Origin of the sequence: Thalassospira australica (assembly GCF_044790785.1) — a bacterium.
GTDB classification, from domain to species: Bacteria; Pseudomonadota; Alphaproteobacteria; order Rhodospirillales; family Thalassospiraceae; genus Thalassospira; species Thalassospira australica_A.
In genome coordinates this window covers 1,627,512-1,651,806 of sequence record NZ_CP085258.1, presented here as the reverse complement: position 1 = coordinate 1,651,806, position 24,295 = coordinate 1,627,512, and the positions used below count along the sequence as shown (strand labels likewise).

Below are 24,295 nucleotides of genomic sequence, written 5' to 3'. Positions count from 1 at the left end.
CATCATGAACGTCACCACCAAGACTTCCGCCGGGCCAAATACCGACGACATTCACTACCGCCCGAACTTCACGTGGGATGCGCATGCCTGTCTGCCGCTTGATCCCAAAACACCGATTACCCTGCTCGATAACTATGTCGCAGGCCATGTCGATTATGTCTGTGTCAATGTCGGCATGGATATGAATTCCGTTGCCCATATCCTGCGCGTGATTGCCGCCTTCCGTGCGAAAATTGCCGCCAACCCCGACAAATACATGCAGATCGAATGCTTTGATGATCTGGCAATCGCCAAATCAAAGGGCGTGCTTGGGGTTGGTTTCGACCTCGAAGGCTCGGTCATGTTGCAGGACATGCCCGAAATGGCCCCGGTCTTTGCCAAACTGGGCGTAAAGCAGATCCACTTTGCCTATAACCGCAACAATTCGGTGGCGGGTGGTTGCCATGATGATGATATCCCGCTGACCGCGCTGGGATATGCGATGGTCCGGGCCGTCAATAACAGCGGCATGATCATGGATTGCTCGCATACCGGCCGCCAAAGCAGCCTTGATATCATGAAGGCATCGACCAAACCGGTCGTGTTCAGCCACGCCAACCCCAAGGTTTTGGGCGGGCATGAACGCTGCGTTGATGATGAACAGATAAAAGCCTGTGCCGATACCGGCGGGGTGATCGGCATTTGCGGCTTCCAGCGCTTCATCAAATCGCCCAACGCCCCCGAAGTCCCCGACATGATCCGCCATATCGACTATGCGGTAAAACTGGTCGGCGTGGACCATGTCGGCATCGGCCTTGATACAATGCCCAGTGTCGCGGGGACCAACGACTTCCCCGATGGTGTTGACCGCGCCTTTTACTGGCCCGCCGAACGCGGCTATGGCCCCGGTGCCGGTGGTGCCGCAGTGTTTGATCCGAAAAAACTCCCCGCCCTTGCCGACGCCCTGATCGCCGGGGGCTACAAACCTGACGATGTCGACAAGATCATGGGTGAAAACTTTGTCCGGGTCGCGAGGGAAAGCTGGTAATTCTGTTGACATGGAGCGATCCTGGTAACTGATCTTCCAGAAGCCAGCACCGCTATCCGGTATCAATTGGTATCCTGTGTAAATGACAGAAAATGATAATTTTTCGTCGCCTGAAAACATCGACCTTCCCGCGCGGACATCACCACAGGGGATAATGTCTTTCCTGCAGGAAGACACCTTGTTGCGTGAAGAAGCCGGTACGTGGAAAGACATCCAGATCCAGATATTTTCCCACCGGAGCCTCAGAAAACCGTTTCTGGTTCCTGCAGTAGCAGAACCAATGCTTGTTTGGGTCCTAAGCGGTGCAGCAACTGTTGCGGAACGAGAACTTGACGGAGAATGGGTATCCTCGGACGTAAGTGCCGGGGATTTTTTTCTCACCTATTCGTCAACACCCTATGAAATGCGCTGGAAGGCTCGGGACGAACACCCCTTCCAAGTCATGCATGTGTATCTGTCGATCCCTCTTCTGGAAGCCGCAGCCTCCGAAATACTCGGATTAACCGCAAAGCAGATCTCCCTTCGCGAAGTATCTGGGGAACGCGACGAAATCATCGGTAATCTCCTCATGCTGCTTTCTCAGGAAATTCGTGCACCATACTCAAAAAGTTCGCTCTATATAGCCGGGATTGCTCAAAGCATCGCTGTTCATCTCGTTCGGAAATACGGCCTTTCGGATTCCGGTAAAACACTTAGCGATTCAAGATTACCCACTTTCAAGCTCAGCAGGGTCCAAGCCTATCTGAAAGCCCACTTGGACAAAAAATTCGATCTGGAAGAATGTGCCAAAGAGGCAGGCCTAAGCCCTTTTCACTTTACGAGGCTGTTCAAAAAAACAACCGGCATTTCCCCATCGCGATACTTCATCCGTCAAAAAATAGCAAAATCTCAACTTCTTTTGCTGGAAACGGAGATGAGCATCATCGAGATCGCTCTTACGGTTGGTTATGAAAATCCCGGCCATTTTTCTCAGGTTTTTAAACGGGAAACAGGACTAACGCCCCGGCAATACCGTACGAATTAATCAACCATCGCCAAAGGTTGGATAAAATTATCGCAATATCACAATAGTTTGCGCAATCCGCCAAAAGATCGCATTTTGCAGAAAGACTAGATTGCTCCTGTCGAACATACCCGCCAGATCTGATGATTGGTTCTGGCTGGCCTATTTCAAATGACAGGAGTTCAAAATGGCCAACCTTGAAGGCAAAGTTGCCCTGATTACCGGCGCGTCCAGTGGCATTGGTGCCGCAACAGCACGTAAGCTAGCAAACGCTGGCGTCACAGTCGGAATCGCCGCCCGACGACTTGATCGGCTGGAAGAATTGAAAAGCCAGATCGAAGAAGACGGCGGCAAAGCCATCGTGCTCGAGATGGATGTGACCGATATCAAATCCGTCGAAAACGCGGTCGCTCATCTCGTCGCAGAAGGCACAACGATTGATATCTTGTTCAATAATGCCGGCCTGATGCCACTTTCAGAGGTTGATGATTTCAAGATCGATGAATGGCATCGCATGGTGGATGTCAACATGAAGGGGCTGCTCAATACCACGGCCGCCGCCCTGCCATATATGATCGCGCAAAAGTCCGGTCACGTATTCAACACGTCTTCAATTGCAGGACGTAAAGTATTCAAGGGACTAACGGTTTATTGTGCAACGAAGCACGCCGTTACCGCCTTTTCGGACGGACTGCGCATGGAGATCGGCAAAAAACACAATATACGCGTGACCTGCATTCAACCCGGTGCCGTATCGACCGAGTTGTACGAACAAATCAGCGATCCCGTCGCGCGCCAGCAGATGGAAGATCTGCGCAAACAAATGACGTTCCTCGAGGGCGAGGATATCGCCAATACCATTCTCTATGCCCTCGAAGCTCCGGCTCATGTAAACATGGCAGAAATGTTTATCATGCCCACGCAGCAGGAATGGTAACCGACAACGTTCAATGGCCCTTGCGGTTCCCCCGCAAGGGCTTTTTGCGCTATTGACCTCGGCTTAAACCGCGACCTCGTCCTTGCGCACCGGGCGCGGGCGGCCTTCGGCGTCAATCGCGACAAAGGTAAAGGTTGCCTCGGTCACCTTGATGCGCGGCGGCTGGTTTTTGCGCAGTACCCAGCTTTCAAGATGCAGCACCATCGATGTATTGCCGATCCGTTCGATATCGCCATACACGCACACCACATCGCCGACATAGACCGGACGATGGAACGTCATGCCGTCAACCGCCACCGTGGCAACGCGCCCCTCGGCAATCTGGCTTGCCATGACGCCGCCCGCGATGTCCATCTGCGACATCAGCCAGCCGCCGAAAATATCGCCGCTCGGGTTGGTGTCGGCGGGCATGGCAAGGGTTCGGGTGCACATGTCGCCGCGCGGCATGGTGTTGTCGGTACCGTGTGTGATCTCACTCTCATTCGCCATCGGGCTTACTCCTGTCTGAGCCGATATTTTTATTGGACCTGACGGTCTCGGTTTTCGCGACAAGTCTGGCACCGTTTTCTGCGCTGCCACAACGAAATTATGATCTCTGGCAAGACCACTGCTTGCATTCACGCCCAAAAAACATTTTTATGGGCCGCATCTGAAAACATATGATACTCGTTAAGCCTAGGGTCAGAACTTCGTAAAATCGATCAACAGATATACGGCGTTGGACCTTGTTTTAACATAATAAAGAAGTTGCGTTCCGGGGCATGACCGACCTTTTCGAAGATTCAAACCAATCGACCACAAACGCCTATTCCGCCAAGGATATCGAAGTTCTCGAAGGCCTGGAGCCTGTGCGCCGCCGTCCCGGTATGTATATCGGGGGCACGGACGATGCCGCACTGCATCACCTGGTTGCCGAAATCCTCGATAACTCGATGGACGAGGCCGTCGCCGGCCATGCCGACTGGATCGAGCTGGAACTCAGAACCGACAATACCGTCATGGTGCGCGATAACGGTCGTGGTATCCCGACCGATCCGCATCCGAAATTCCCTGATAAATCCGCCCTCGAAGTCATCCTTACCACCCTGCATTCGGGCGGCAAGTTTTCGGGCAAGGCATATGAAACCTCCGGCGGTCTGCACGGGGTGGGTATGTCTGTGGTGAACGCGCTGACCGATATGTTCCGTGTCGAAGTCGCGCGCGATCGCAAACTGGTGTTTCAGGAATATTCCAAAGGCACCCCGCTTGGTCCGCTTCAGGATGGCGGTGCGGTCAATAACCGCCGTGGCACCACGGTCATCTTCCGCCCGGATCCAGAGATTTTCGGCAACCGGGCAAAGCTGAAACCCGCCACGATTTTCCGTATGGCGCGGTCCAAGGCCTATCTGTTCAAGGGCGTTGAAATCCGCTGGTCGGTCGATCCCTCGCTTCTGACAAGCGATGATCCGACCCCGCAGCAGGAAGTCCTGAAATTCCCCAACGGAATTCTCGATTACCTGAACATGACCATCGAAGGTCGTGATCTGATCACCGAACGCCCGTTCGCAGGCGAAGCCAAGTTTTCCGAAAGTGCCGGTCGCGTTGAATGGGCGATTGCATGGCCGGATGGCGGCGAAGGATACTTCCATTCCTATTGTAACACCGTTCCGACCCCGCTTGGCGGCACCCACGAAGCCGGTTTCCGCTATGCCCTGACCAAGGCGATCAAGACCTATGGCGACATGGTCGGTCAGAAAAAGGCCGCCGCCATCACCGCCGAAGACGTCTTTGGCGGTGGCTGCATCATGCTGTCGGTCTTTATTCCCGATCCGCAATTCCAGGGCCAGACCAAGGAAAAGCTTGGCACCGCATCGGCAACGAAGCTGGTTGAAACCGCCGTTCGAGACCATTTCGATCACTGGCTGACCGGTGATACCGAAAATGCCAAACGCCTGCTCGAACGCATCATCCTGCGCGCCGAAGAACGCCAGCGCCGCAAGGAAAAGAAAGAAACCAAACGCCAGTCGGCCACCCGTCGCCTGCGCCTTCCAGGCAAGCTTGCCGACTGTTCACGTTCCATCGCGGCTGGCACTGAAATTTTCCTGGTCGAGGGTGACTCGGCAGGCGGTTCCGCCAAACAGGCACGCGACCGCGAAACGCAGGCTGTTCTGCCGCTGCGCGGTAAAATCCTGAACGTGGCATCGGCGACCTACGAAAAGATGATGGCCAACCAGGAAATCAAGGACATGATCGAAGCCTTTGGCTGCGGTTCCGGGTCCGATTTCCGGCTTGCCGATCTGCGCTATGAACGCGTCATCATCATGACCGATGCTGACGTCGATGGCGCACATATCGCCTCCCTTCTGATGACCTTCTTCTATCAGGAAATGACGGGACTGATTGAAAACGGCAATCTGTATCTTGCCATGCCACCGCTTTACCGCCTGACACAGGGTGGCAAATCCGTCTATGCGATGGATGACGCGGAAAAAGAGGTCCTGCTCGATACCGAATTCAAGAACCGTGGCAAGGTCGAGATTTCCCGATTTAAGGGTCTCGGCGAAATGCCCCCCCAGCAGCTTCGCGAAACCACAATGGCCCCGAAAAAACGCACATTGCTGCGCGTCTGCCTGCCCGACGCCGCCGAACCCGATGCGCGCGGCCAGACCAAGGATCTGGTCAATCGCCTGATGGGCAAAAAGCCGGAATTGCGCTTCCAGTTCATTCAGGAACATGCCCGCTTTGTCGAGGATATCGACGTCTGATCGGCATAGAGTTTCACATCATCAAACCCGGTGCATTGCGCCGGGTTTTTTGTCCCTGACGGCCTGCCAAAAATAACACCCAAGCAAAGCGGACACATAATGACCCACAATTATGCCGCCATCCTCCAGGATATCTCGGACGCGATCAGGCAGGCCGATTTTGCCGACGCCCGCAAGGTCGACTATATCCCGGCCCTTGCCAGCGTCCCCGACGATCATTTTGCCATGGTCCTGCGCACCGCAGGCGGAGACGAACTTGCCATTGGCGAGGCCGACCTGCCCTTTTCCATCCAAAGCATTTCCAAGGTCTTTGCCCTTGTGCTGGCCCAGCGCGCGCATGGTGATGATTTATGGAAAGCCGTCCGGCGCGAGCCATCCGGCTCGGCCTTCAATTCCCTGATCCAGCTTGAACAGGAACATGGCATCCCGCGCAATCCCTTCATCAATGCCGGGGCGATCCGCGTTGCCGACCTGATCGCATCACGCTACGCCAATCCGGACCGCTCGGTTGCGGAATTCCTTGGGCAGCTTTGTGGCAATCCCGGCATTCGCGTCGATAACGATGTCTATCTGTCCGAAGATCAGCACGGTGATCGCAACCGCGCAATTGCCTATCTGATGAAAAGTTTTGGCAAGCTCGACAACCCGGTCGAGGACGTCGTGCGCGCCTATTTCAAGCAATGCTCGGTCGCGATGACGGCCCGTGAAATGGCGCGTGCGGCCTTCTTCCTCGCCAACAAGGGTATCGGCATTGATGGCCGCACCGTGATCGCGCCCGAAGAAACCAGCCGCATCAATGCCCTGATGCTGACTTGCGGGATGTATGACGGGGTGGGCGATTTTGCCTTTACCGTCGGCATCCCCGCCAAAAGCGGCGTTGGTGGTGGCATCATCGGCGTCATTCCCGGCGAGTTCTCCGTCTGCGTCTGGTCGCCGCGTCTTGATGCACGCGGCAATTCCGCCGCCGGTATCAGGGCGCTTGAAATGCTGATCCGCGCTATTGGCCGGTCGGTTTTCTGAACCGGGCAAAACGCCTGCCCGGCATTAGGTCGCCTGGAACCGGTAGTGCAACCGCACACATCCGCGATCAAGTGTCTGCGCGCTGATCAGCATCGGGCTGGCGCGAAATCCCGTCATCGGAAAAAGCGGCCTTCCCCCGCCAAGCATTTCGGGCATGACATAAATTTCGATTTCGTCCAGTGCCCCGCGTTCCAGAAACGCCATCTGCAACTGCCCGCCGCCCATCATCCAGACATCCCCGTCATCAAGCGCGCGAAGCTCCTCAACCAGGGCATCGACATCACTGCGCACTTCAATTTCCGCAACAGGATTCTCAATCGGGCGCGATGTCACAACCATCACACGCTGCCCACCATATGCCCAGCCGGATGGCTGCCGGGCAATGAAATCATAAGTATCCCGCCCCATCACAACCGTGCGAATGCGCTCGAGAAACTTGTTATAATCATGGTCCCCAAGGTCCATCCCGTCATATGCAAAAAGCCAGTCAAGATTGTCGTCCCGATCCGCAATCATTCCGTCAAGGCTGCTGGCGATATATCCAAGAATTCTGGCCATGATGAAATCTCCATTGATTTATAAATAAACATACGTTTATAAATATTTATGGCAAGAAACAAGACGATTCCCGATAACCAGGTGCTCGACACCCTTTTTGAAACCTTGCTGGAAACCGGCCCGGCCGGGCTGACTTTTGCGCGCGCGGCAAAATCGTGCGGCCTGTCCCCCGCAACACTGGTACAGCGATACGGCAATCGTGATGCGCTGGTTCTGGCCATTCTGCTACGCGCATGGGACCAGCTTGATGCTGAAACCGCTGCTGCGGACATGCAGGAACCACTAACACCGGACGGTGCCATCGCCCTTTTGATGCGACTGATGCCGCCCGAAACGGCAGAACGCGATGCCACTGACGGCCTTCTTTTGCTCCGCGAAGATATCCGCAATCCGATACTTCGCGAACGCGGGGCCGCCTGGGGGCACCGCCTTGCCGAAATACTTGGTCGCCGCCTCTCAGAAAATCCCGAAGAAGGCAGACGGCTTGGCTGGCAAATGGCAAACATCTGGCAAGGGGCACAGACATGGTGGGCATTTACACGTGATCAGCCCGCCGATCACGCCATCCGGACGGCCTTGCGGGAATGGATGACGCGCGCCATCGGAATATCCGTTTTTTAGCCGCAAACATCAGGGCAGAATAACAAGCTGGCGATCTGGCGGTGTCGCAACGCGCGACATACATATGATTATCAAACAATTGATCTTTAAACGCATTCTGGCCATGCCCGTTATATTGTCCCATGCCGGGCGGTTAAAGCGGCCATGAAGAACCTGAGACAAGGAGCCCCCCATGAGAATCCGGTCCTCTGCCTGCGCACGCAACCTGTCAGGCGCAATTCTGGCCGCCGGGCTGGCTTCTGTGGCGGGCTGCGGAAATATCACAACGATTGAACCGCCGACCTATCAGGTCAACGATGTCCAGGCCTTCAAGATCTACGGCGCGCCAAGCCAAATCATGATGCTCGAAATCCATGACCGGCAATCATCTGTCTTGCCCGAAACATGGGCGTCGGCCCTGTCCGGTCACGGATTTCCGCCGCGCCTTGATTTCATCACAGACGCCACCAGAACCGGCCCGAATCAAACCCTGCGTGACGGCTATCGGGTGGTCGTTGCCGTCAGCCCGTCCCAAACGACAATGAACGAAAAAATCTGCACTGCGCCCGAGACTACCGACTATCCCGCAGATGCAACCAAAGTCCCGGTTCGCATCGCCTTTTGCGCAGGCGAAAAGCCGATCTCGCAACTGCGCGCGAATTTCGTAAAAGATGATTTTGAACAACAGGTTATGCGAAACGGCGCCAGCATCATCATTCAGCTTTTCCCGCGTGACATCCCCGACGATAATGATCGTGGTTGCGGCATGGTCCGTCCGGGTTGCTGAATCCGAAATAGCATTTGGTATAATTCCGCGACCATCACACTTGCTCTTGATCTCTATTCCGGGCAACCTGTCTCTAACTACTCATAAGGGTAGGCATCAGGCATAAAAATAAATGCCGGTAAAAACAGGGAAGACTGCTCGAATGGGGAACAACCGTTGCCAGCAATGGCACGTATCGGAAAAGTGCGCGCGCCCGTCTGGTTGCCTTTGGCACTGGCTGGTGATGCGGAAATGAAAAACAGGGTTAACCGCAAACCGCCTTTCCTTTCTGCATGGACTGTGATCCTGCCAGATCTGCGCTGCATGGTTTTTACCGGCCTTGTCATGCTCGTCTCATTGGCCGGTGCGTCGGGTTCGCTGGCAAAGGCCGCTGACCCCCGCCCCGATCCGGTCAACGCGTATGATCTGAACCTGACCATCCTTGCCGATCAGGAAGCCTACCCGCAAAGCTATCAGCTTGATGGTCATGTCAGGGGGGTGCTTTATGACCTGCTTCAGGATTTCAGCAAACGCCAGCAGATCGACATGACGTTTCGCTATTTGCCGCTGAAACGCGCACTGGAAGACAGCCAGAACAACCCGGTCGGCTTCATCGGCATTTCCGGCAACACCGCAAGCACCCCGGCCATCCTGTCGGACGTGATCAGCACCACAAGCCTGCATGCCATAACCCTTGATCACCGCAATCTGGCGATCAGACGCCCCGCCGATCTTGACGGTTTGCAGGTCTCGATGGCGCGGGGGCTGCAATTGCATGATCAACTGGCCCGTTTTCACGACGAGGGGCGCTTTGACGTCACATATGTCAACTCGATCCGCCAGTCGATTGCCCTGTTGCTGGCCGGACGTGTCGATGCTGTCCTGATCTATTGCGGCTATGCGCAAAAGGCGTCGCTAAAACAGATCGCCGGTTTGACCGATGATGAAATTGCCGCATTGTCGATCCACCGCACACCGCTGATGAAGACGCTCAACCGCCTTGCATTGCCGACAAGCCCCGCCAATGCCCGCCTGATGCACCGCTTTAACAGCTACCTTGCCAAACAACGCAGCAGCGGCGCACTTGCAACACTTTATGCGCAATATCTGGTTGATGAAAATACCATCGAAATGGTTTTGGGCGATACGCTCACATCTTCCGGCACCGGGATATCAAACTCTAAATGACAAGATCGCGCAGCGCATCGGCAAGGATACCGGGTTGTTCGAGCGGGACATAATGCCCGGCCCCGGCAACCTTGATCATGCGCGCACCGGGAATACGCCCCGCCATGTCATGATGCGATGCCGGGCTGATCACCCGATCAGCTTCCCCGACTATCACGGTGCAGGGCATATCAAGTTCCGATAACAGCGCCATGCTGTCCGGGCGGTTGGCAACGGCCGTGATCTGTCGTTTGAAAACATCCTCGCCCAGATCCTCCGCCATATCCGAAAGCAGGCTGATCAGTTCCGGATCATGCCGGTGATCGGGATGGAGCATGTCATCAAGCATCGCGTCATTCACCCCCTGAAACGGCAGATGCACACCGGAAAGCCGCGCCAGTAACAAACGCCGCCTGCGCATTGCCCGATCATCCCCGGTCGCACGCGTATTAACCAGCATCAGGTGCGATACCCGTTCCCGCGCCATGCGCAGGATTTCAAACGCGACATACCCGCCCATCGACATCCCGACCAACGCAAAACGATCCGGCACCTGTTCAAGGACATCCCTTGCCATGGCCTGCACATCGTCCTTGGTATCAAGTGCCGGGATAATCGGCGTGATCGCCGGGACCGCACCAATACGGGCGCGCGCTTCCATTTGCGCGATCACCGGCTGCCACATCCGCTGATCGGCCAGCATCCCCGAAAGAAAGACAACCGGAATGGCCGTATGGGGATTGGCCGTCATTTGATCAGCGCGCTCAATTCCTTGAATTCCGGGGTCCCCGCCACCCGCAACCATTCAAACATCACGCTTTCCCGCGTCACGATTTTCGCCCCGGCATCGCGCATGCGTTCCAGGCCGAAAATCTTGTCATGGATGCTGCGCGATGATACCGCATCGGCCACCACATAAACCTCGCGCCCGCGATCAATCAGTTCCATCACGGTCTGAAGCACACAAACATGGGTTTCCATCCCGGCAATGACGATCTGGTCGCGCCCCGGCGTTTCCTCGATCTTTTCCATAAAACCGTCGGCAGGCACGCTTGAAAAACTGACCTTGGAAACAACATTACCGCCATCGGTCGTATCGGATGCCTTCATCATCAGATCAAGGATCGGGGCCGCCGTATGGCCAAGGCCCTTGGGATATTGTTCGGTGACAATGACGGGAACATTCAAACGGTTGGCGCATTTGACAAGAAAGCAGCAATTCGCAACCGTCTGTTCCGGGTCCTGACAGGCCGGATAAAGTTTCTCCTGAACATCGATAATCACCAGACTTGCACGTGATGCATCCATCAACACCGTTTTTCTCCCCGTTTCATTATGTATTTCACCAGATTACGCTTCCGGCCTGTGGCAAACAAGCCTCTCGCACCGGGTTAATTTGCCTCTTTAACCCTTTTTTGAGGCGTTTTTCTTGACTTAATTAAGGCTTCGCTTTACGACGCAAGCTGCTTTATCGCAGCGATAATCACATCATAACGCATTCTATTGCGGGAAAACGAACCATATGAATTTCGCCGATCTCGGTCTGAGCGAAGATATCCTCAAAGCCGTCGCAGACGCCGGCTATGATACCCCGACCCCCATTCAGAGCCAGGCCATTCCGTCCGTCCTGATGGCACGTGACATTCTGGGCTGCGCACAGACAGGTACGGGCAAGACAGCCAGCTTTACCCTGCCGATGCTTGATATCCTGCATCATGGCCGTGCGCGCATGCGGATGCCCCGTTCGATCATTCTCGAACCGACCCGCGAACTCGCGACCCAGGTAGCAGCAAACTTCGACACCTACGGCAAATACATGTCGCTGTCCAAGGCTCTGATCATCGGCGGGGAATCCTTCGTCGAACAGCAGAAAATCCTTGAAAAGGGTGCCGACGTCATCATCGCGACCCCGGGTCGCCTGATCGATACCTTTGAACGCGGCAAACTGCTTCTGTCGGACTGCAAACTGCTGGTGATCGACGAAGCCGACCGCATGCTTGATATGGGCTTCATCCCCGACATTGAAAAAATCGTCAACATGCTGCCCAAGCAGCGCCAGACGCTTTTCTTCTCGGCGACCATGCCCAAGGAAATCCGTCGCCTTGCCGACAAATTCCTGTCCAATCCCAAGGAAATCACCGTTTCCCCGCCCTCGACCATGGCGACCACGGTGGAACACAAACTCCTTGTCATGGATGAAATGGACAAACGCGAAGCCCTTCGCAAACTTATCCGTCAGGAAAACGTCAAGAACGCCTTTGTGTTCTGCAACCGTAAAAAAGACGTCGATATCCTGTTCAAATCGCTGACCAAGCACGGCTTCAATGCCGGTCGCATGCATGGCGATCTGGTCCAGAGCGAACGCACAGAAACGCTTGATAAATTCAAGTCGGGCGAAATCACCCTGCTGATCTGCTCGGACGTTGCCGCGCGCGGTATCGACGTTGCCGATGTATCGCACGTCTTTAACTTCGACGTGCCCTTCAACGCCGAGGATTACGTCCACCGTACCGGTCGTACCGGTCGTGCCGGTCGCGCAGGCAAGGCCTTCATGCTGGCCGTGCCCGAAGACGGCAAACTGGTTGCTGCGATCAACAAGTCCATCAACATGGATATTCCGCTGACCGAGCTTGAAGGCATCGAGACGCTTGAACTCGACTTCACCGGCAAAAAACGCCGCACGAAGAAAAGCCGCAAGGCACCGGTGCGCGACGCCTCCCCGCGCAATGATCGTCCGGCACGCAACAATAACCGCGACAACCGTTCCGAACGCGATAACAAGGCTGCCAGTGCCTCGGCCAGTGCCCCTGCCGCGCCGGAAACAAAACAGCAGGACGCACGTCCGACCCAGCAACCGCGTGACAGCGCGCCGCAGCATGACTCAAAACCGCGCAACGAACGTTCGAACCGTCCTGAACGTTCTGATCGCCAGGATCGTTCTGCGGGTCGTTCCTCGCGTCGCGACCGCGATGATCGTTATGACCGTCATGATCGTGACGACAAGCCGGTCATCGGCTTTGCTGATCATGTTCCGGCCTTCCTGCTGACCCCGGTTCCGGCCTCAAGCCTCGGCAAACCGCGCGCTGACGAGGTCGAAAAAAAGGCACCGGCCAGAAAAACATCCTCAAAGGCCCCCGCTCAAAAAGTAACGGCTGAAAAGGCCGCCACGGAAAAGCCTGCTTCGGAAAAACCTGCCTCGGAAAAAACGGATGCGGCGAAACCTGCCCGCGCCAAACCGGCCCGGACCAGAACCGCAAGATCAGCCACGAAAAAGGCAAGCCCGGCACCGGAAGCCAAGGACGAGGCAGCCGCTGCCTCTGTAGCTCCGGCGGCAACACCTGCACCGACACCGGCACCGGAAGCAGCCGACGCGCCTGCCAAGGAAGAAAAACCGAAAGCCGCGCGCCGTCCGCGCAAAAAACCGGCGCCGAAAAAGGCTGCCAAAACCGAAACCGCGGACGCCGAAACGACCGGCAGCGAAGGCTGATCCCTACTGGATCATCGAATGCGCAAAAGGCCGTCAGATTGCTCTGACGGCCTTTTGATTTTGGTGCGACAATCGCAAAGGGTGAATTACACCGCGCGGAACAATCCGGTCGAACTTGGTTTTTCCGGGCGGCGCTTACGCATCAGTTTCAGCATGGTTTCAATCGAAATCGACAGCAGCGTCGCATGGGTGATTTCCTCGATCTCGTCCATCACCAGCGACAGGGCAACACCCGCATTGGTTTCCTGCACAATGCCGCTTGCCGGGCCAGCCCCGACTTCTTCAAACAGCCGCACAACATCAAGCAGGGTCGTGCGCTTGGCATTGCCGCAGAAACGATAACCGCCACCGGCCCCGCGAACCGATTCAACCAGCCCCGCCCGGCCCAGATCGCGCAGGACCTTCGCCAGATGGTTGGTCGAAATATTGTATCTCTCGGCAATTTCGGACGCCGAAAGCTGCCGGTCGGTATCCTCGGCCAGTTCCAGCACGGCATACAGCGCGAACAGGGTCGCCTTTTGCAAAGACATCATGGCGTTACACCCCTTCGTCCATATCGGTTTCAAGCTGGATAAAGGGTCCGGCCATCATGCCCTGTGCCCGGAAGAACGACATAAGGTCGGTCGCATCGCGCGGGATCATGGTGCGGATCTTGGTCACACCGGCCTTGCGGAAACAGCGGCAGATTTCCTTGTAAAGAATGCTGCCGATCCCGCCCATGCGCAAATTCGGCTCGACACTGACAGTACCGACCCAGCCACACGGGACCGAATTGAATTCCCACGACCGGACTTCCCCGAAAATGCAGCCCAGCAATGTATCGCCTTCTTCGGCAATCAGGAAAAACCGGGAATCCTTGCGATTGCCATAACGGGTGAACAGGTCATCCCAATATTCCGGCTTGCGAAGGCCCGTTGTGCGGTCGTCAAGAGCGACCACATTGGCAAGGTCATCCTTGACCGCCGGACGAATATTGATTTTATGCTCGCCAATCGAGACCAGGTTATATCCCGGTGTATCTTGCGCAGCGTCCACCACGTAATGCCTTTCTTATCCTGCAGGTTGGCAAAACCCCAACCCCCCAGCTCCTGACAGGAGTAAAATACGTAAATTGGTACGATTATACTACACTGTCATCACGGCGCGCGGCAATGATAAGTTCCGCTGCATCTGCTCACAAAGCAAAGCAACACAAGGATTTGAACGACATAACCCCGATATTTGTTCTGCGCAAGTCCTAACGCTTTTCGCACTGCAAACCGGACTGTTTAGCCCTGCCCGGCAACCGGGAATTTCGGGGCCTTTTGATACGGCTTCGAAATCACAATTTGTTACCGTAAAAAGATCACGCCCCGATCACGCAAGGATTGACAGGAACGCGAAGTCATGGCTTATCGCCCAGCATAAATTTTGCGTAAACGGGTAACTTTCGCAAAGTTCGACCCGGCGCGAAATGGACCGGAATTGCAGCAACATCTATCGGGTATAAGGAGTGGGGCACGCCATGGCGCGCAACGGTTTCGACGCAATTGATCGCAAAATTCTTCGCGAGATTCAGGAAGACGGGCGCATCTCGATGGTCGAACTGGCCGACAAAGTTGGTCTTTCCGTGTCTCCCTGCCTGCGCCGCCTGCGCAAGCTCGAAGAAAGCGGTGTGATCCGCAAATATGTCGCCCTGCTGGCCCCGTCACATCTGCGTCTGGGTGTGAATGTCTTTGTAACCGTGTCCCTGACACAGCATGACGAGCCGTCACTGCGCCGCTTTGAAACTGCGGTGCAATCCCACCCGGAAATCGTTGATTGCTATGCCATGGTCGGCAATCAGGATTACATGATGCGCATCGTCGTGCAGGACCCGGCCGCCTATCAGCGCTTCCTGTCCGACGTCATGATGAAGCTGCCCGGTGTCGCCAACATCAAATCAAGCTTCACCCTGCACGAAGTCAAAAACAGCACCACCCTGCCCGTGCCGGAGGCATAACCGCCGGTTTTTCGGCGTCCGGCCTTGCCACCCTAGGCCGTCGCCTTGCGACCTGCGGGAATGATCGTCGGGAACAGCACCGCCAACGTCGCCCCGCGCAGCAGGAAGAACGCGTTAAACGACGCCCACAGCAAATGGTTGCTGTCTGCCATCACCGCCCCCCATGCCATCCCGGCATAGATCGCCACCGACAACAGCATCATGTTGCGCCAGTGCTTGGTCTGCATCGCGCCCAGAAATACCCCGTCAAACTGAAAACCAAGCACCCCGGTAATCGGCAACATCACCGCCCATAACAGATAGCTGTAGGATGCATCGCGGACTTCGGGGATCGACGTCAGGCCATCAATGATCCACGGTCCGGCAAGGCCGAAGATCGCCGCCATCACCACCGCCGATACAATCGCCCATATCGTGGTCTTGCGTACTGCCCAAAGGAACTGCTTGCGCCGTTCCGCCCCGTATGCCTGCCCGACAAGCGTTTCCGCCGCATGGGCAAAACCGTCCAGCGCAAACGAGCCAAACATCAGGAAGTTTTGCAAAACCGCATTGGCCGCCAGTGTCACCTCGCCAAAACGTGCCGAGAAACTGGTGAAAATTGCAAAGGCCGATGTCAGCGCCATCGTGCGCACAAAGATATCGCCGTTGATTTTCATCAGGCGTGCCAGTTGCCTGCGATCAAAAATGCCAATCCCCCGCCACGTCCCGCCAAGCCGCCTCAGATGCGGCTGCATCAAAAACCAGCCCAGCATCACACCGGAATAATCGGCAATCACCGTGGCCCCGGCCACTCCCTTGACGTCCCAGCCGAAGCCCTGGACAAACAGGATATCCAGAACCATGTTCAGGCTGTTTAACACCACCTGGAAAATAAACACCGCCCGCGCGTCGCGCATCGCCAGCAACCAGCCCAGCATGCAGTATTGCATCAATGTCGCGGGCGATGCCCAGATGCGCACATGGAAATAATCCCGTGCTGCCGCCTCGACCGCCGCGGTCGGCCGGATCAACGCCATCGCAAGCTCGATGATCGGCCATTGCAGCACCATAACCGCAAGCCCCGCCGTCACCGCAATCAGGGCCGCACGGGCAAACACCGCCCTGACCCCGTTCGGGTCGCGCCGCCCGTCGGCCTGCGCGGCAAGCCCGGTGGTCGCCATGCGCAAAAAGCCAAAGCTCCAGAACACATAGGAAAAAATCAGCGCCCCGACCGCAACCGCCCCGATATAATGCGGGCTGTCCAGATGGCCAACCACAGCCGTATCAACCGCGCCCAACAACGGAACGGTGGCATTGGACAGAATAATCGGCAGGGTCAACGCCAGAACACGTCGATCCCCCTTGCCGAACCAGCGGCGCGTGCGGCTCACAGGGGAACTCATCGGGGCCTCGGAAAATCGTCTGATCGGATGGGGCGAATTCCGGACAGGCCGGAGAATTTCTTGTGCCACAGTTTATACCGGTACAAAAGGCACCTTTGGAACTGTTATGCATCAAAGAATCCACATCGGGGAATAACCCTTACGGCTTCTTCACCTTTCAGGTTATTTTTTCGCAATCGCGGCACTTGCCCAAAACCGGCATGTTTTGCAATTGTATGTCATGGTTTTTTCACATTTCCTGGCAAACAACTGTGAAACCGCAATATTTTTTGCACCGCAAATTCCATCCGAATGGTCATAATTACTATCCTCATACCTATGCCGATGCATAAGGCGCGGAACGGAAACACGCATATCGGGCTGCTGATTCTGATGGATATTTTCCCTACTGGCCCAATCATCCACAAACTTATCCACAGGAAGGCGGTATCGGGTTCCGCACCCGTCATTGCCATTTATTTTGGCCTCCGGCCTGCTTTTGTCCGACAAATGCCCCATACACTGCGATACCGTTCGGTCGTAATAAAAAGACTGGCCGTTGCGACGCAGCATTGCTAATCAGGGACAAGGACAAACGAAGGGATCTGACATGACCGCCGAAACCGCATTGAACGGCCCGATGCTGCCGGCCGCATCGGGTACGACCAAAAGCATCGTGATCCTGCTGCATGGCTATGGCGCCGATGGCAATGACCTGATCGGGCTGGCACCGCATTTTGCCCGCGCCCTGCCCGACACCGCATTTTATTCGCCCAATGCGCCGTTCCCGTGTGAAATGTCGCCGTTCGGGCGGCAATGGTTCAGTCTGGCCGAATATGATCCGGAATTTCTCCGTCGGCAGCCCGAAACCATGTCCGGCGCGCTTCGCGCCATGGCCGAGGGAGCGGCGAAAAACGCCGCCTATATCGACCGCTTCATCGATACCCTTCTGGTCGAACATGGCCTTCCGGCCAGCAAACTTGCCCTGATCGGCTTTTCGCAGGGCACGATGATGGCCTTGCAAACCGCCCCGCACCGCGATCCGGCCCTTGCCGGTGTCGTCGGTTTCTCGGGTGCGCTTCTGGGCGACGAAGCCTTTGCAAGTGCGATCAAAACCAGACCACCAGTGCTTCTGGTTCATGGCACCGCCGATCCCGTCGTCCCGATCGAGGCATCCCACATGGCACATGATACCCTGACGGCCAACAGCTTTGACGTCACCCTGCATGAACGCCCTGGCCTGCAACACGGCATCGACGAAGAAGGCATTCTGCTGGCGATGAAGTTCCTGCAATCACATCTTGGCTGAAAACGCCCCGCAATTCCGACACCTCGCCAGACACCTGCCCTCACATCGAAGGCAGGTGTTTTTCGTATGTGATGTTACAGGATTTTTTCAGCACCTTATTGAAAGACCACCTCCCCATCCCAAAGTATAGGAAATCTGTCTGGACAGCGGCAGAAAGCCCTGCAATCAGATTGCCGGGGCATCTATACATTTGGCTTGGGTCGGGAGAAATCATTACATGCTGCAGAAAATCAAAATCGGCTACAAGATTGCCGGTTTGTCCATCGTGGCCCTGATTGGCCTGATCGTCATTTCATTCTTCGAACTTATGGGTTTGCGCACCACCCTGCTCGAAGACCGCAAGGAAAAAATCCGCGCCATCACCGAATATGTCGTATCGCAGGCCAACGATTTTCAAAATCAGGTCAAGGAGGGCACGCTTGATCAGCAAGCCGCGATTGACGCCTTTTACAAGGTCGTTTCTACCGGCAAATATGATGGTGATATCGGTTACTTCTTTGCCCTGACCAAGGATAACATCATGGTCATGCACGGTGCCAATCCGGCACTGGTCGGCAAGGATTTCACCTCTGTCCAGGACCCGGCAGGTGCTTATTTCATCCGTGATCTGGTCGAAGCCGGCAGCAACCCGAATGGCGGCTTCTCGTCCTATCAATGGCCCAAACCCGGCGAGCCAAAGGAACTGACATTCGAAAAAATCTCCTTTGCGCATCCCCTGCCGTGGGGTGCCATTCTTGGCACCGGCATCTATATCGACGATGTTGACGTTGCCTTCTGGGATTCGGCGATCTGGTTCATCTCGTTAAGTGTGGCGATCATTGCCCTTCTGATGCTGATCGGCTTCTGGGTCGGGCGCGACATCACGAACGGCCTGCGCAAACTTTCCGACCGCATGATCCACATTGCCGGGGGCAATCTTGACGGCGAAATCGAAGGTCAGCAGCGCGGTGACGAAGTTGGCGACATGGCGCGCACCGTCGTTGCCTTCCGCGAACAGGCGCGTGAAAACCGTCAATTGCAGGAACGCCAGAAAAAGCTCGAAGTCGAAAGCGAACAAAACCGGCGCAAGGAAATCCTTGAAATGGCCGGCGCGCTTGAAAGCCGGGTCAAGGGCCTGATCCAGTCGATTTCGGCATCGATCACCGAAATGAAAAAGGCCACCGCCAACATGCAGTCGGCCACCGATATGAACAGCAAACTGTCGGGCGCGGTCGCAACCGCCACCGCCCAGACATCGAGCAACGTTCAGACCGTCTCGGCCGCGACCGAGGAACTGACCGCCTCATCCGATGAAATCGCCCAGCAGATCGCACGTTCCGCCGATATCGCCAATCAGGCCAATGACGAAGCCACCCGCACCAATGAAACCGTCACCGGCCTTGCCGACGCGGCGCAAAAAATCGGCGACGTTGCCAAACTGATCGGCGACATCGCCGAACAGACCAACCTTCTGGCCCTGAACGCCACAATCGAGGCCGCCCGCGCAGGCGATGCCGGCAAGGGCTTTGCCGTCGTCGCAAGCGAGGTCAAAAACCTTGCCAACCAGACCGCCAAGGCGACCGAGGAAATCAACCAGCAAATCCTCTCGGTCCAGAACGAAACCGGCGAGGCAGTTGACGCCATCCGCCGGATTTCCGAAACCATCGCCAAGGTCGCCGACAGTTCAACCGCGATTGCAGCCGCGGTCGAGGAACAGCACGCCGCCATCGGCGAAATCGCCCGCAACGTCGAAGAAGCCGCCAATGGCACGCGCGAAGTGTCCGAACGGATCGAAACCGTCAATGACAATGCGGGCAAGGTATCATCGGGCACCACCCAGTTGGCTCAGTCAGCCGAAAAACTCGTGACAGAGGCCGTCGCCCTTGACGAAGCCGTCGAAAGCTTCCTTGCCGATCTGCGCAAAAACGCCTCTGCCTGATATCGACAGCTCCGCTCAAATGAAAACAGCCGCTCCATCCGGGCGGCTGTTTTTCGTTCATCAGACTATCATCAGACTATCGCGCTATCGGCATCACGACCGGGTCGCATCAATATCGATATGGATGGTCACATCGTCACCGACCTGGCTGGTATCGCTCCATTGGCCCTGCCCGACGCCAAAATCGGTCCGCTTGATGCGAAGCGTCCCTTCGGCTTCCGCTTCATTGCCCTCGATTTCAACCGTGAAGGGCAGAATAACTTCCTTCGTCACATCACGGATCGTCAGATCGGCCACCGCCTCATACTGGCCCGGTGCGGTTTCCGTAATGGATTTGGTTTCAAACTTCGCGGTCGGCCACTGGGCGGCATCAAACCAGTCCGGCGAAACAATCTGGCTGTCGCGGTCGGCATTTTCGGTATTGGCCGATGCGATATCAATCAGAACACTGACCTTCGATCCGGCAAGATCGTCCGGCGAAAAACTGATTTCGGCGGTAAATTTCTCGAACTCTCCGTCAAAATCCGCGCCAAGCTGGGTGCCGGAAAATTCGATATCGCTGTCATCCGGTTTGACCTGCCATGGATCGGCGGCAAAGGCCGGGGCCGTAATGGCAAGGACCGGCACAATCGCCGAAACCCGCATAAGTTTCTTGAAAGAATGCGTCATGATCAATTTCCTTTCCCCGCCCCCGGAAGCATCCGGCGGAGCGTCGCATCGCGATTGATGAAATGATGTTTGAATGCGGCGGCAACATGCACCCCGACAAGACCGACAATCACCCAGGACAATATCCAGTGGGTAAAGCGAAGCTGTTCATAAAGCACCTTGTCCGGTGCAACCAGATCGGGCAGCGTGAACAGGCCAAAGACACTGACGGAAAAATTCGCCGCCGACGACATCAGCCACCCGCTTAGCGGCATCGCCAGCATCACGGCATAAAGCGCAAAATGCGCCAGTTTCGCCGCCTGACGTTCCCATGCCTTTTCACCCAGTCCCGCCGGTGTCTGTTCGGCCAAACGCCAGATAATGCGCAAAACAGCAAGAAAAAGGATCGTCACGCCAATCGATTTATGGCGCGATATCCACGCCAGCTTTTCCAGTCCCAGCGGCAAAAGATCCATATACCAGCCAATCGCAAACATTGTGGCAAACAGGATCGCCATCAGCCAGTGAAAGCCCTTGGTCACCGGACCAAAACCCGTTTGCGTACTGCGAAGCGCCATATGTGATCCTTTCTGAAAAAACAGTCAAACCGGCGGGGCCGTTATATACCACCGCCGGTTTGGCCGGATAATTATTTCTGCAGCAGGAACTCGGTTGAAATCTGCAATTCGACCTCGTCGCTGACCGCCGGAGCCAGATAGCCCATGCCATATTCCGAACGGGTCACGGTGCCGGTCGCCCCGAAGCCAAGCACATGATCGCCGGTCATCGGGTGGTCGCCCTCACCGGTCAGCGTCACGTCCAGAACCAGCGGCTTGGTTTCGCCAAGCAGGGTCAGATCGCCGGTGATTTTGGCGGTCGTCTCGCCGGTCATCTCGACCGAGGTGCTTTTGAACGTCGCGGTCGGGTGGTTTTCAACATCAAGGAAATCAGCCGTTTTCATATGATTGTCGAGGCCCTCGACACCGGTATCGACCTGGTTCAGATCAATGGTGATGGTCGCCGACGACGCCGACGGGTTTTCACGATCCAGCGTCAGTTCGCCACTCGTCCCGCCAAAACGGCCCTGAAAATTGGAAAAACCAAGATGGTTGACGATGAAAATCACGCTGGTATGCGTCGGATCGAGTTTGTAATTCTCCGCTGCCTGTGCCGATACCGCCGCCCCCGAAAGACCCGCTGCAATCGCCAGCACAAGGCCAGCCTTCTTAATCGAAGTAAACATTGTTCACATCCCTTGTTGCAAAATCGCCCGACGCGAAATGCCGCGTCGCAACAAAACTGGAAAAACAATGACATTTGTCCTCTTTTGCCTCAAGCCGAACCGAACGCAACACACATTTTCTCCAGCGGAAACAATAACGGGCACTTTCGCCTTATTTTATCCAAAATGAGAACGCAGTGATATTGGAATAAAAATCGAACAGTTCTCGCCCGCATTGCCGTCAAAGGCCTGAAAACTGCCAAAAACAGGTACGGCGAATCCTCAGCCTGACGTAACGTCAAACCGATAAAAAACCGGCAGTCACAAATCATTGTGTTCTACCGGTTTTCAACCCGCTGTCGGCTTCCCTGCCATCAATGGCAAGAAACCGGAAACAATGCATGTGTGAAATGGCCCGGCTTACTCGGCCGGTGCGGCCTGCCCCTGTTCGGATCCGTCGGATGGCGGCGCATCGCCGGAATTCAGGCATTCCTTGACCCAGACGTCATAAACCGGATGTTCAAGGGCCGAAAGCCCCGGCGAGGATGCGAACATCCAGCCGGAAAACAGTTCGTCATCCACGCCATCAACATCGCCGCCCGTGCTGCTGTCGGCATTCTGTGCGACGTTATTGTCAACACTGTCGCGCAGGTCTGTGATTTCAAGGAAACTGGCACTTTCCGGGCGCTCTTCCGGCGGGGTGCGGTAACAGGCATCGACCCGGATCGACAGCGTGCCGAATTTTACCGCCTGCCCGACCGGCACCTCGAAGGTCGAAATGCGGGCAGTGATTTTATCAAGTCCCTGAAGCTGGGCGATTTTGGCAGGCTGATAATCAAGCGCAAAGGCCGATGTGATCGCAACCGGCAATGCCGCCGCGGAAACGAACGCAGCCACCGCAGCGCCAAACACTATCTTGGTTTTCATGAATAATCAGTCCTGATCGTCTGGCTTGCCATAGGGATTTTGCAGCTCTTCGACAACGCTGCGCATCACCTGACGGAACTGTTCTTCATCGCAGCCCATCAGCAACGCGTCTTCCATTGCGTCCTGCATCATTTCACGCAGTTCGCCGAAATTCTCGTTCAGAACCTTGATTTTCTCCACACACGAAAGCGGGGCCCCTTCCGGGTCCTGCCATGTGGGGAAATTCCTGTCTGTGCTGTTGGTCTTGCTCATCAAGCGGCTCCGCTGCCTTTCGATCTTCTCATGATATCGGTGTCGATATCGCTTCACGCAAGCTGCCAGATCTGTTCCGGCGACATTCCGGGAAACTGACCGGTAAAACCGGCAAAATCATGGCCGGTTTGCCCGGCAGGCGACCCTATTGGGGACTGTCCGAAGAATTGCCACCCGATCCACCGCCGGACGAATAAATCACCTGCCCGATCAATTCTTCCAGATTGACCGATCCTTGCGTGTATTCGATCTCGCCGCCCGGGGCCAGCATGTCGATATCCCCGCCCGGCTCAAGTGCGACAAACTTGCCGCCCAGCAACCCGTCGGACGCGATCTTGGCCGAACTGTCGGCGGGCAATTCGATGTCGCCGCGCACCGTCATTTTAACGATTGCCATATAGGATTTCGGATCAAGTTCCTGCCCGGTGACAGAGCCGACCTTGACGCCCGAAATCCGCACATCGTTCCCGACCGAAAGACCGTCAATGCGATTGAAGTTCGCCGAAAGTTCGTATCCGTCCACAGACTCGATGCCCGCCCGGGAATAGGAATAGGCCGCAAAGCCGATCGCCACTGCGATAACGGCTGCCCCGGCAAGGGTTTCGATCAGTCTGTTGTTCATGGACCTTATCCGTATCTGATATCTTGTTGATCTGCATATTGTCCTGTGCGGTGTGAAAAAACAACCGGCTCGGACACAACAGGGCAAAAACACAACCGGGCGCCAACAATAATGTCGCGCCCGGATGCAGAATACATTTTAGTCAGATCAGCCTTCCGGCGACCATGCCTGATAGTCACCGGTCGCTTTCGCGCGCTTGCCACCGCTATACTCATGGCCTTTCGGGCGATAGGCATGCTTGGTCCCCGTCAGGTTCGGCAGATGTTCTTTCTGCCACTCGTAACGGTCTTCGGCCTTTTCCGACAGCGGCGCATCAATCGTGTAATGCAGCCAGGCATGCCATTCAGCCGGAACCTTCGACCCTTCGCTAAGACCTTTATAGATCACCCAGCGTTTCGCACGGCGCCCATTGGCAGCTTTCTTTTCGGTGTAATAGACATTTCCAAAACGGTCTTCGCCGACGCGTTTGCCATACAGCGCGGTAAAAATGCGGGTCCCGACGGTGGCCATGTGTGGTCTCTCTCCAGATCTGGTTCTTCCGCCTTTGGCGGCACGCAGACAAAAGGCCCGTATGTGCAAACCGGTTATTTGCAAACCGGTGTTTGCGTCCGTGACCTGATTTTGCGGCCTGTGTCCGGCGGTCAATAAGGACCCTATATGTCGTGATGTTCGCGCAAAGTCAATGTTTCAGACAGCAACGAACACCGCATTTCCCCTTCTGATCCATACCAACCCGATAGAGCCCC

Annotated in this window: 26 protein-coding genes; 12 read left to right on the top strand and 14 right to left on the bottom strand. The window is 55.8% G+C overall.

Annotated features, from left to right (window positions below; all coding sequences use genetic code 11):
* Positions 1 to 4 precede the first annotated feature (4 nt).
* The 3 genes from LG297_RS07900 (at position 5) to LG297_RS07890 (ending at position 2,967) form a co-directional block, all read left to right on the top strand.
* On the top strand, positions 5 to 1,027 hold the full coding sequence (locus tag LG297_RS07900) for a dipeptidase (RefSeq protein ID WP_404426377.1): 1,023 nt from the start codon (positions 5 to 7) through the stop codon (positions 1,025 to 1,027).
* Positions 1,028 to 1,109: 82 nt separating this feature from the next.
* Positions 1,110 to 2,051: an AraC family transcriptional regulator gene (locus tag LG297_RS07895; protein ID WP_404426376.1), complete on the top strand. Its 942-nt coding sequence runs from the start codon at positions 1,110 to 1,112 to the stop codon at positions 2,049 to 2,051.
* Positions 2,052 to 2,217: 166 nt separating this feature from the next.
* Positions 2,218 to 2,967, top strand: coding sequence for an SDR family oxidoreductase (locus LG297_RS07890; protein WP_404426375.1), 750 nt, complete (start codon positions 2,218 to 2,220; stop codon positions 2,965 to 2,967).
* A 63-nt stretch (positions 2,968 to 3,030) separates the two neighbouring features.
* Here the strand turns inward: LG297_RS07890 and LG297_RS07885 are convergent, their stop codons facing one another.
* Entirely contained in the window at positions 3,031 to 3,456 is a 426-nt protein-coding gene (locus LG297_RS07885) for an acyl-CoA thioesterase (protein WP_404426374.1), read from the bottom strand.
* 272 nt (positions 3,457 to 3,728) lie between these two features.
* Here LG297_RS07885 and parE point away from each other — a divergent pair, with 272 nt between their 5' ends.
* Entirely contained in the window at positions 3,729 to 5,711 is a 1,983-nt protein-coding gene (gene parE / locus LG297_RS07880; protein WP_404426373.1) for a DNA topoisomerase IV subunit B, read from the top strand.
* 99 nt (positions 5,712 to 5,810) lie between these two features.
* Entirely contained in the window at positions 5,811 to 6,731 is a 921-nt protein-coding gene (locus tag LG297_RS07875; protein WP_404426372.1) for a glutaminase, read from the top strand.
* 24 nt (positions 6,732 to 6,755) lie between these two features.
* Here the strand turns inward: LG297_RS07875 and LG297_RS07870 are convergent, their stop codons facing one another.
* On the bottom strand, positions 6,756 to 7,289 hold the full coding sequence (locus LG297_RS07870; protein WP_404426371.1) for a dihydrofolate reductase family protein: 534 nt from the start codon (positions 7,287 to 7,289) through the stop codon (positions 6,756 to 6,758).
* Positions 7,290 to 7,370: 81 nt separating this feature from the next.
* Here LG297_RS07870 and LG297_RS07865 point away from each other — a divergent pair, with 81 nt between their 5' ends.
* From LG297_RS07865 to LG297_RS07855, 3 genes are all read left to right on the top strand, one after another.
* On the top strand, positions 7,371 to 7,910 hold the full coding sequence (locus tag LG297_RS07865) for a TetR/AcrR family transcriptional regulator (RefSeq protein ID WP_404426370.1): 540 nt from the start codon (positions 7,371 to 7,373) through the stop codon (positions 7,908 to 7,910).
* 172 nt (positions 7,911 to 8,082) lie between these two features.
* Positions 8,083 to 8,676 (top strand): hypothetical protein, encoded by a 594-nt coding sequence (locus LG297_RS07860; RefSeq protein WP_404426369.1) that lies wholly within the window; start codon positions 8,083 to 8,085, stop codon positions 8,674 to 8,676.
* Between the two features lie 165 nt (positions 8,677 to 8,841).
* Positions 8,842 to 9,843 carry a substrate-binding periplasmic protein gene (locus LG297_RS07855; RefSeq protein ID WP_404426368.1) on the top strand — a complete coding sequence of 334 codons (1,002 nt, stop codon included), beginning with the start codon at positions 8,842 to 8,844 and terminating at the stop codon, positions 9,841 to 9,843.
* On the opposite strand, the gene LG297_RS07850 is transcribed toward LG297_RS07855, so the two are convergent.
* Both LG297_RS07850 and LG297_RS07845 read right to left on the bottom strand, forming a co-directional pair.
* Positions 9,836 to 10,573, bottom strand: coding sequence for an alpha/beta fold hydrolase (locus LG297_RS07850; protein WP_404426367.1), 738 nt, complete (start codon positions 10,571 to 10,573; stop codon positions 9,836 to 9,838). The two genes, LG297_RS07855 and LG297_RS07850, sit on opposite strands and share 8 nt — an antisense overlap.
* The gene (locus LG297_RS07845; RefSeq protein WP_404426366.1) at positions 10,570 to 11,130 is read right to left on the bottom strand and encodes an isochorismatase family protein; all 561 of its coding nucleotides are present in this window, start codon (positions 11,128 to 11,130) and stop codon (positions 10,570 to 10,572) included. Before LG297_RS07845 ends, LG297_RS07850 begins: the two co-directional genes overlap by 4 nt.
* 214 nt (positions 11,131 to 11,344) lie before the next feature.
* On the opposite strand from LG297_RS07845, the gene LG297_RS07840 reads away from it, so the two are divergent.
* Positions 11,345 to 13,309, top strand: a complete 1,965-nt coding sequence (locus LG297_RS07840) for a DEAD/DEAH box helicase (RefSeq protein WP_404426365.1) — start codon at positions 11,345 to 11,347, stop codon at positions 13,307 to 13,309.
* 86 nt (positions 13,310 to 13,395) lie between these two features.
* On the opposite strand, the gene LG297_RS07835 is transcribed toward LG297_RS07840, so the two are convergent.
* Together LG297_RS07835 and LG297_RS07830 are read right to left on the bottom strand one after the other, a co-directional pair.
* Positions 13,396 to 13,842 (bottom strand): Rrf2 family transcriptional regulator, encoded by a 447-nt coding sequence (locus tag LG297_RS07835; protein WP_404426364.1) that lies wholly within the window; start codon positions 13,840 to 13,842, stop codon positions 13,396 to 13,398.
* 4 nt (positions 13,843 to 13,846) lie between these two features.
* Positions 13,847 to 14,344: a GNAT family N-acetyltransferase gene (locus LG297_RS07830; RefSeq protein WP_223305055.1), complete on the bottom strand. Its 498-nt coding sequence runs from the start codon at positions 14,342 to 14,344 to the stop codon at positions 13,847 to 13,849.
* A gap of 469 nt (positions 14,345 to 14,813) precedes the next feature.
* Between LG297_RS07830 and LG297_RS07825 the strand changes: the two genes are divergently transcribed.
* Positions 14,814 to 15,290 carry an Lrp/AsnC family transcriptional regulator gene (locus LG297_RS07825; RefSeq protein WP_007091953.1) on the top strand — a complete coding sequence of 159 codons (477 nt, stop codon included), beginning with the start codon at positions 14,814 to 14,816 and terminating at the stop codon, positions 15,288 to 15,290.
* Between the two features lie 32 nt (positions 15,291 to 15,322).
* Here the strand turns inward: LG297_RS07825 and LG297_RS07820 are convergent, their stop codons facing one another.
* On the bottom strand, positions 15,323 to 16,672 hold the full coding sequence (locus LG297_RS07820; protein WP_404426363.1) for an MATE family efflux transporter: 1,350 nt from the start codon (positions 16,670 to 16,672) through the stop codon (positions 15,323 to 15,325).
* A 589-nt stretch (positions 16,673 to 17,261) separates the two neighbouring features.
* Between LG297_RS07820 and LG297_RS07815 the strand changes: the two genes are divergently transcribed.
* Positions 17,262 to 17,960 (top strand): alpha/beta hydrolase, encoded by a 699-nt coding sequence (locus tag LG297_RS07815; RefSeq protein WP_404426362.1) that lies wholly within the window; start codon positions 17,262 to 17,264, stop codon positions 17,958 to 17,960.
* Between the two features lie 217 nt (positions 17,961 to 18,177).
* Positions 18,178 to 19,878: a methyl-accepting chemotaxis protein gene (locus tag LG297_RS07810; RefSeq protein ID WP_404426361.1), complete on the top strand. Its 1,701-nt coding sequence runs from the start codon at positions 18,178 to 18,180 to the stop codon at positions 19,876 to 19,878.
* A 93-nt stretch (positions 19,879 to 19,971) separates the two neighbouring features.
* Here LG297_RS07810 and LG297_RS07805 read toward each other — a convergent pair whose 3' ends face one another.
* The 7 genes from LG297_RS07805 to LG297_RS07775 form a co-directional block, all read right to left on the bottom strand.
* The gene (locus tag LG297_RS07805) at positions 19,972 to 20,547 is read right to left on the bottom strand and encodes a YceI family protein (protein ID WP_404426360.1); all 576 of its coding nucleotides are present in this window, start codon (positions 20,545 to 20,547) and stop codon (positions 19,972 to 19,974) included.
* A gap of 2 nt (positions 20,548 to 20,549) precedes the next feature.
* Positions 20,550 to 21,104 (bottom strand): cytochrome b, encoded by a 555-nt coding sequence (locus LG297_RS07800; RefSeq protein ID WP_404426359.1) that lies wholly within the window; start codon positions 21,102 to 21,104, stop codon positions 20,550 to 20,552.
* A 71-nt stretch (positions 21,105 to 21,175) separates the two neighbouring features.
* A complete protein-coding gene (locus LG297_RS07795; RefSeq protein WP_404426358.1) occupies positions 21,176 to 21,769 on the bottom strand; it encodes a YceI family protein in 594 nt (197 codons plus the stop codon).
* Positions 21,770 to 22,168: 399 nt separating this feature from the next.
* The gene (locus LG297_RS07790; RefSeq protein WP_404426357.1) at positions 22,169 to 22,675 is read right to left on the bottom strand and encodes a DUF2155 domain-containing protein; all 507 of its coding nucleotides are present in this window, start codon (positions 22,673 to 22,675) and stop codon (positions 22,169 to 22,171) included.
* Between the two features lie 6 nt (positions 22,676 to 22,681).
* The gene (locus LG297_RS07785) at positions 22,682 to 22,927 is read right to left on the bottom strand and encodes a hypothetical protein (RefSeq protein WP_404426356.1); all 246 of its coding nucleotides are present in this window, start codon (positions 22,925 to 22,927) and stop codon (positions 22,682 to 22,684) included.
* Positions 22,928 to 23,072: 145 nt separating this feature from the next.
* Complete coding sequence (mlaD, locus tag LG297_RS07780; protein ID WP_404426355.1) at positions 23,073 to 23,549, bottom strand: outer membrane lipid asymmetry maintenance protein MlaD; 477 nt, start codon at positions 23,547 to 23,549, stop codon at positions 23,073 to 23,075.
* Between the two features lie 147 nt (positions 23,550 to 23,696).
* Entirely contained in the window at positions 23,697 to 24,059 is a 363-nt protein-coding gene (locus LG297_RS07775) for an NADH:ubiquinone oxidoreductase subunit NDUFA12 (protein ID WP_404426354.1), read from the bottom strand.
* Positions 24,060 to 24,295: the final 236 nt, after the last annotated feature.

Coding starts and splice junctions, on each gene's coding strand:
- LG297_RS07900 (WP_404426377.1), top strand. CDS start 5: ATGAACGTCACCACCAAGACTTCCGCCGGGCCAAATACCGACGACATT.
- LG297_RS07895 (WP_404426376.1), top strand. CDS start 1,110: ATGACAGAAAATGATAATTTTTCGTCGCCTGAAAACATCGACCTTCCC.
- LG297_RS07890 (WP_404426375.1), top strand. CDS start 2,218: ATGGCCAACCTTGAAGGCAAAGTTGCCCTGATTACCGGCGCGTCCAGT.
- LG297_RS07885 (WP_404426374.1), bottom strand. CDS start 3,456: ATGGCGAATGAGAGTGAGATCACACACGGTACCGACAACACCATGCCG.
- parE (WP_404426373.1), top strand. CDS start 3,729: ATGACCGACCTTTTCGAAGATTCAAACCAATCGACCACAAACGCCTAT.
- LG297_RS07875 (WP_404426372.1), top strand. CDS start 5,811: ATGACCCACAATTATGCCGCCATCCTCCAGGATATCTCGGACGCGATC.
- LG297_RS07870 (WP_404426371.1), bottom strand. CDS start 7,289: ATGGCCAGAATTCTTGGATATATCGCCAGCAGCCTTGACGGAATGATT.
- LG297_RS07860 (WP_404426369.1), top strand. CDS start 8,083: ATGAGAATCCGGTCCTCTGCCTGCGCACGCAACCTGTCAGGCGCAATT.
- LG297_RS07855 (WP_404426368.1), top strand. CDS start 8,842: ATGGCACGTATCGGAAAAGTGCGCGCGCCCGTCTGGTTGCCTTTGGCA.
- LG297_RS07850 (WP_404426367.1), bottom strand. CDS start 10,573: ATGACGGCCAATCCCCATACGGCCATTCCGGTTGTCTTTCTTTCGGGG.
- LG297_RS07845 (WP_404426366.1), bottom strand. CDS start 11,130: ATGGATGCATCACGTGCAAGTCTGGTGATTATCGATGTTCAGGAGAAA.
- LG297_RS07840 (WP_404426365.1), top strand. CDS start 11,345: ATGAATTTCGCCGATCTCGGTCTGAGCGAAGATATCCTCAAAGCCGTC.
- LG297_RS07835 (WP_404426364.1), bottom strand. CDS start 13,842: ATGATGTCTTTGCAAAAGGCGACCCTGTTCGCGCTGTATGCCGTGCTG.
- LG297_RS07825 (WP_007091953.1), top strand. CDS start 14,814: ATGGCGCGCAACGGTTTCGACGCAATTGATCGCAAAATTCTTCGCGAG.
- LG297_RS07820 (WP_404426363.1), bottom strand. CDS start 16,672: ATGAGTTCCCCTGTGAGCCGCACGCGCCGCTGGTTCGGCAAGGGGGAT.
- LG297_RS07815 (WP_404426362.1), top strand. CDS start 17,262: ATGACCGCCGAAACCGCATTGAACGGCCCGATGCTGCCGGCCGCATCG.
- LG297_RS07810 (WP_404426361.1), top strand. CDS start 18,178: ATGCTGCAGAAAATCAAAATCGGCTACAAGATTGCCGGTTTGTCCATC.
- LG297_RS07805 (WP_404426360.1), bottom strand. CDS start 20,547: ATGACGCATTCTTTCAAGAAACTTATGCGGGTTTCGGCGATTGTGCCG.
- LG297_RS07800 (WP_404426359.1), bottom strand. CDS start 21,104: ATGGCGCTTCGCAGTACGCAAACGGGTTTTGGTCCGGTGACCAAGGGC.
- LG297_RS07795 (WP_404426358.1), bottom strand. CDS start 21,769: ATGTTTACTTCGATTAAGAAGGCTGGCCTTGTGCTGGCGATTGCAGCG.
- LG297_RS07790 (WP_404426357.1), bottom strand. CDS start 22,675: ATGAAAACCAAGATAGTGTTTGGCGCTGCGGTGGCTGCGTTCGTTTCC.
- LG297_RS07785 (WP_404426356.1), bottom strand. CDS start 22,927: ATGAGCAAGACCAACAGCACAGACAGGAATTTCCCCACATGGCAGGAC.
- mlaD (WP_404426355.1), bottom strand. CDS start 23,549: ATGAACAACAGACTGATCGAAACCCTTGCCGGGGCAGCCGTTATCGCA.
- LG297_RS07775 (WP_404426354.1), bottom strand. CDS start 24,059: ATGGCCACCGTCGGGACCCGCATTTTTACCGCGCTGTATGGCAAACGC.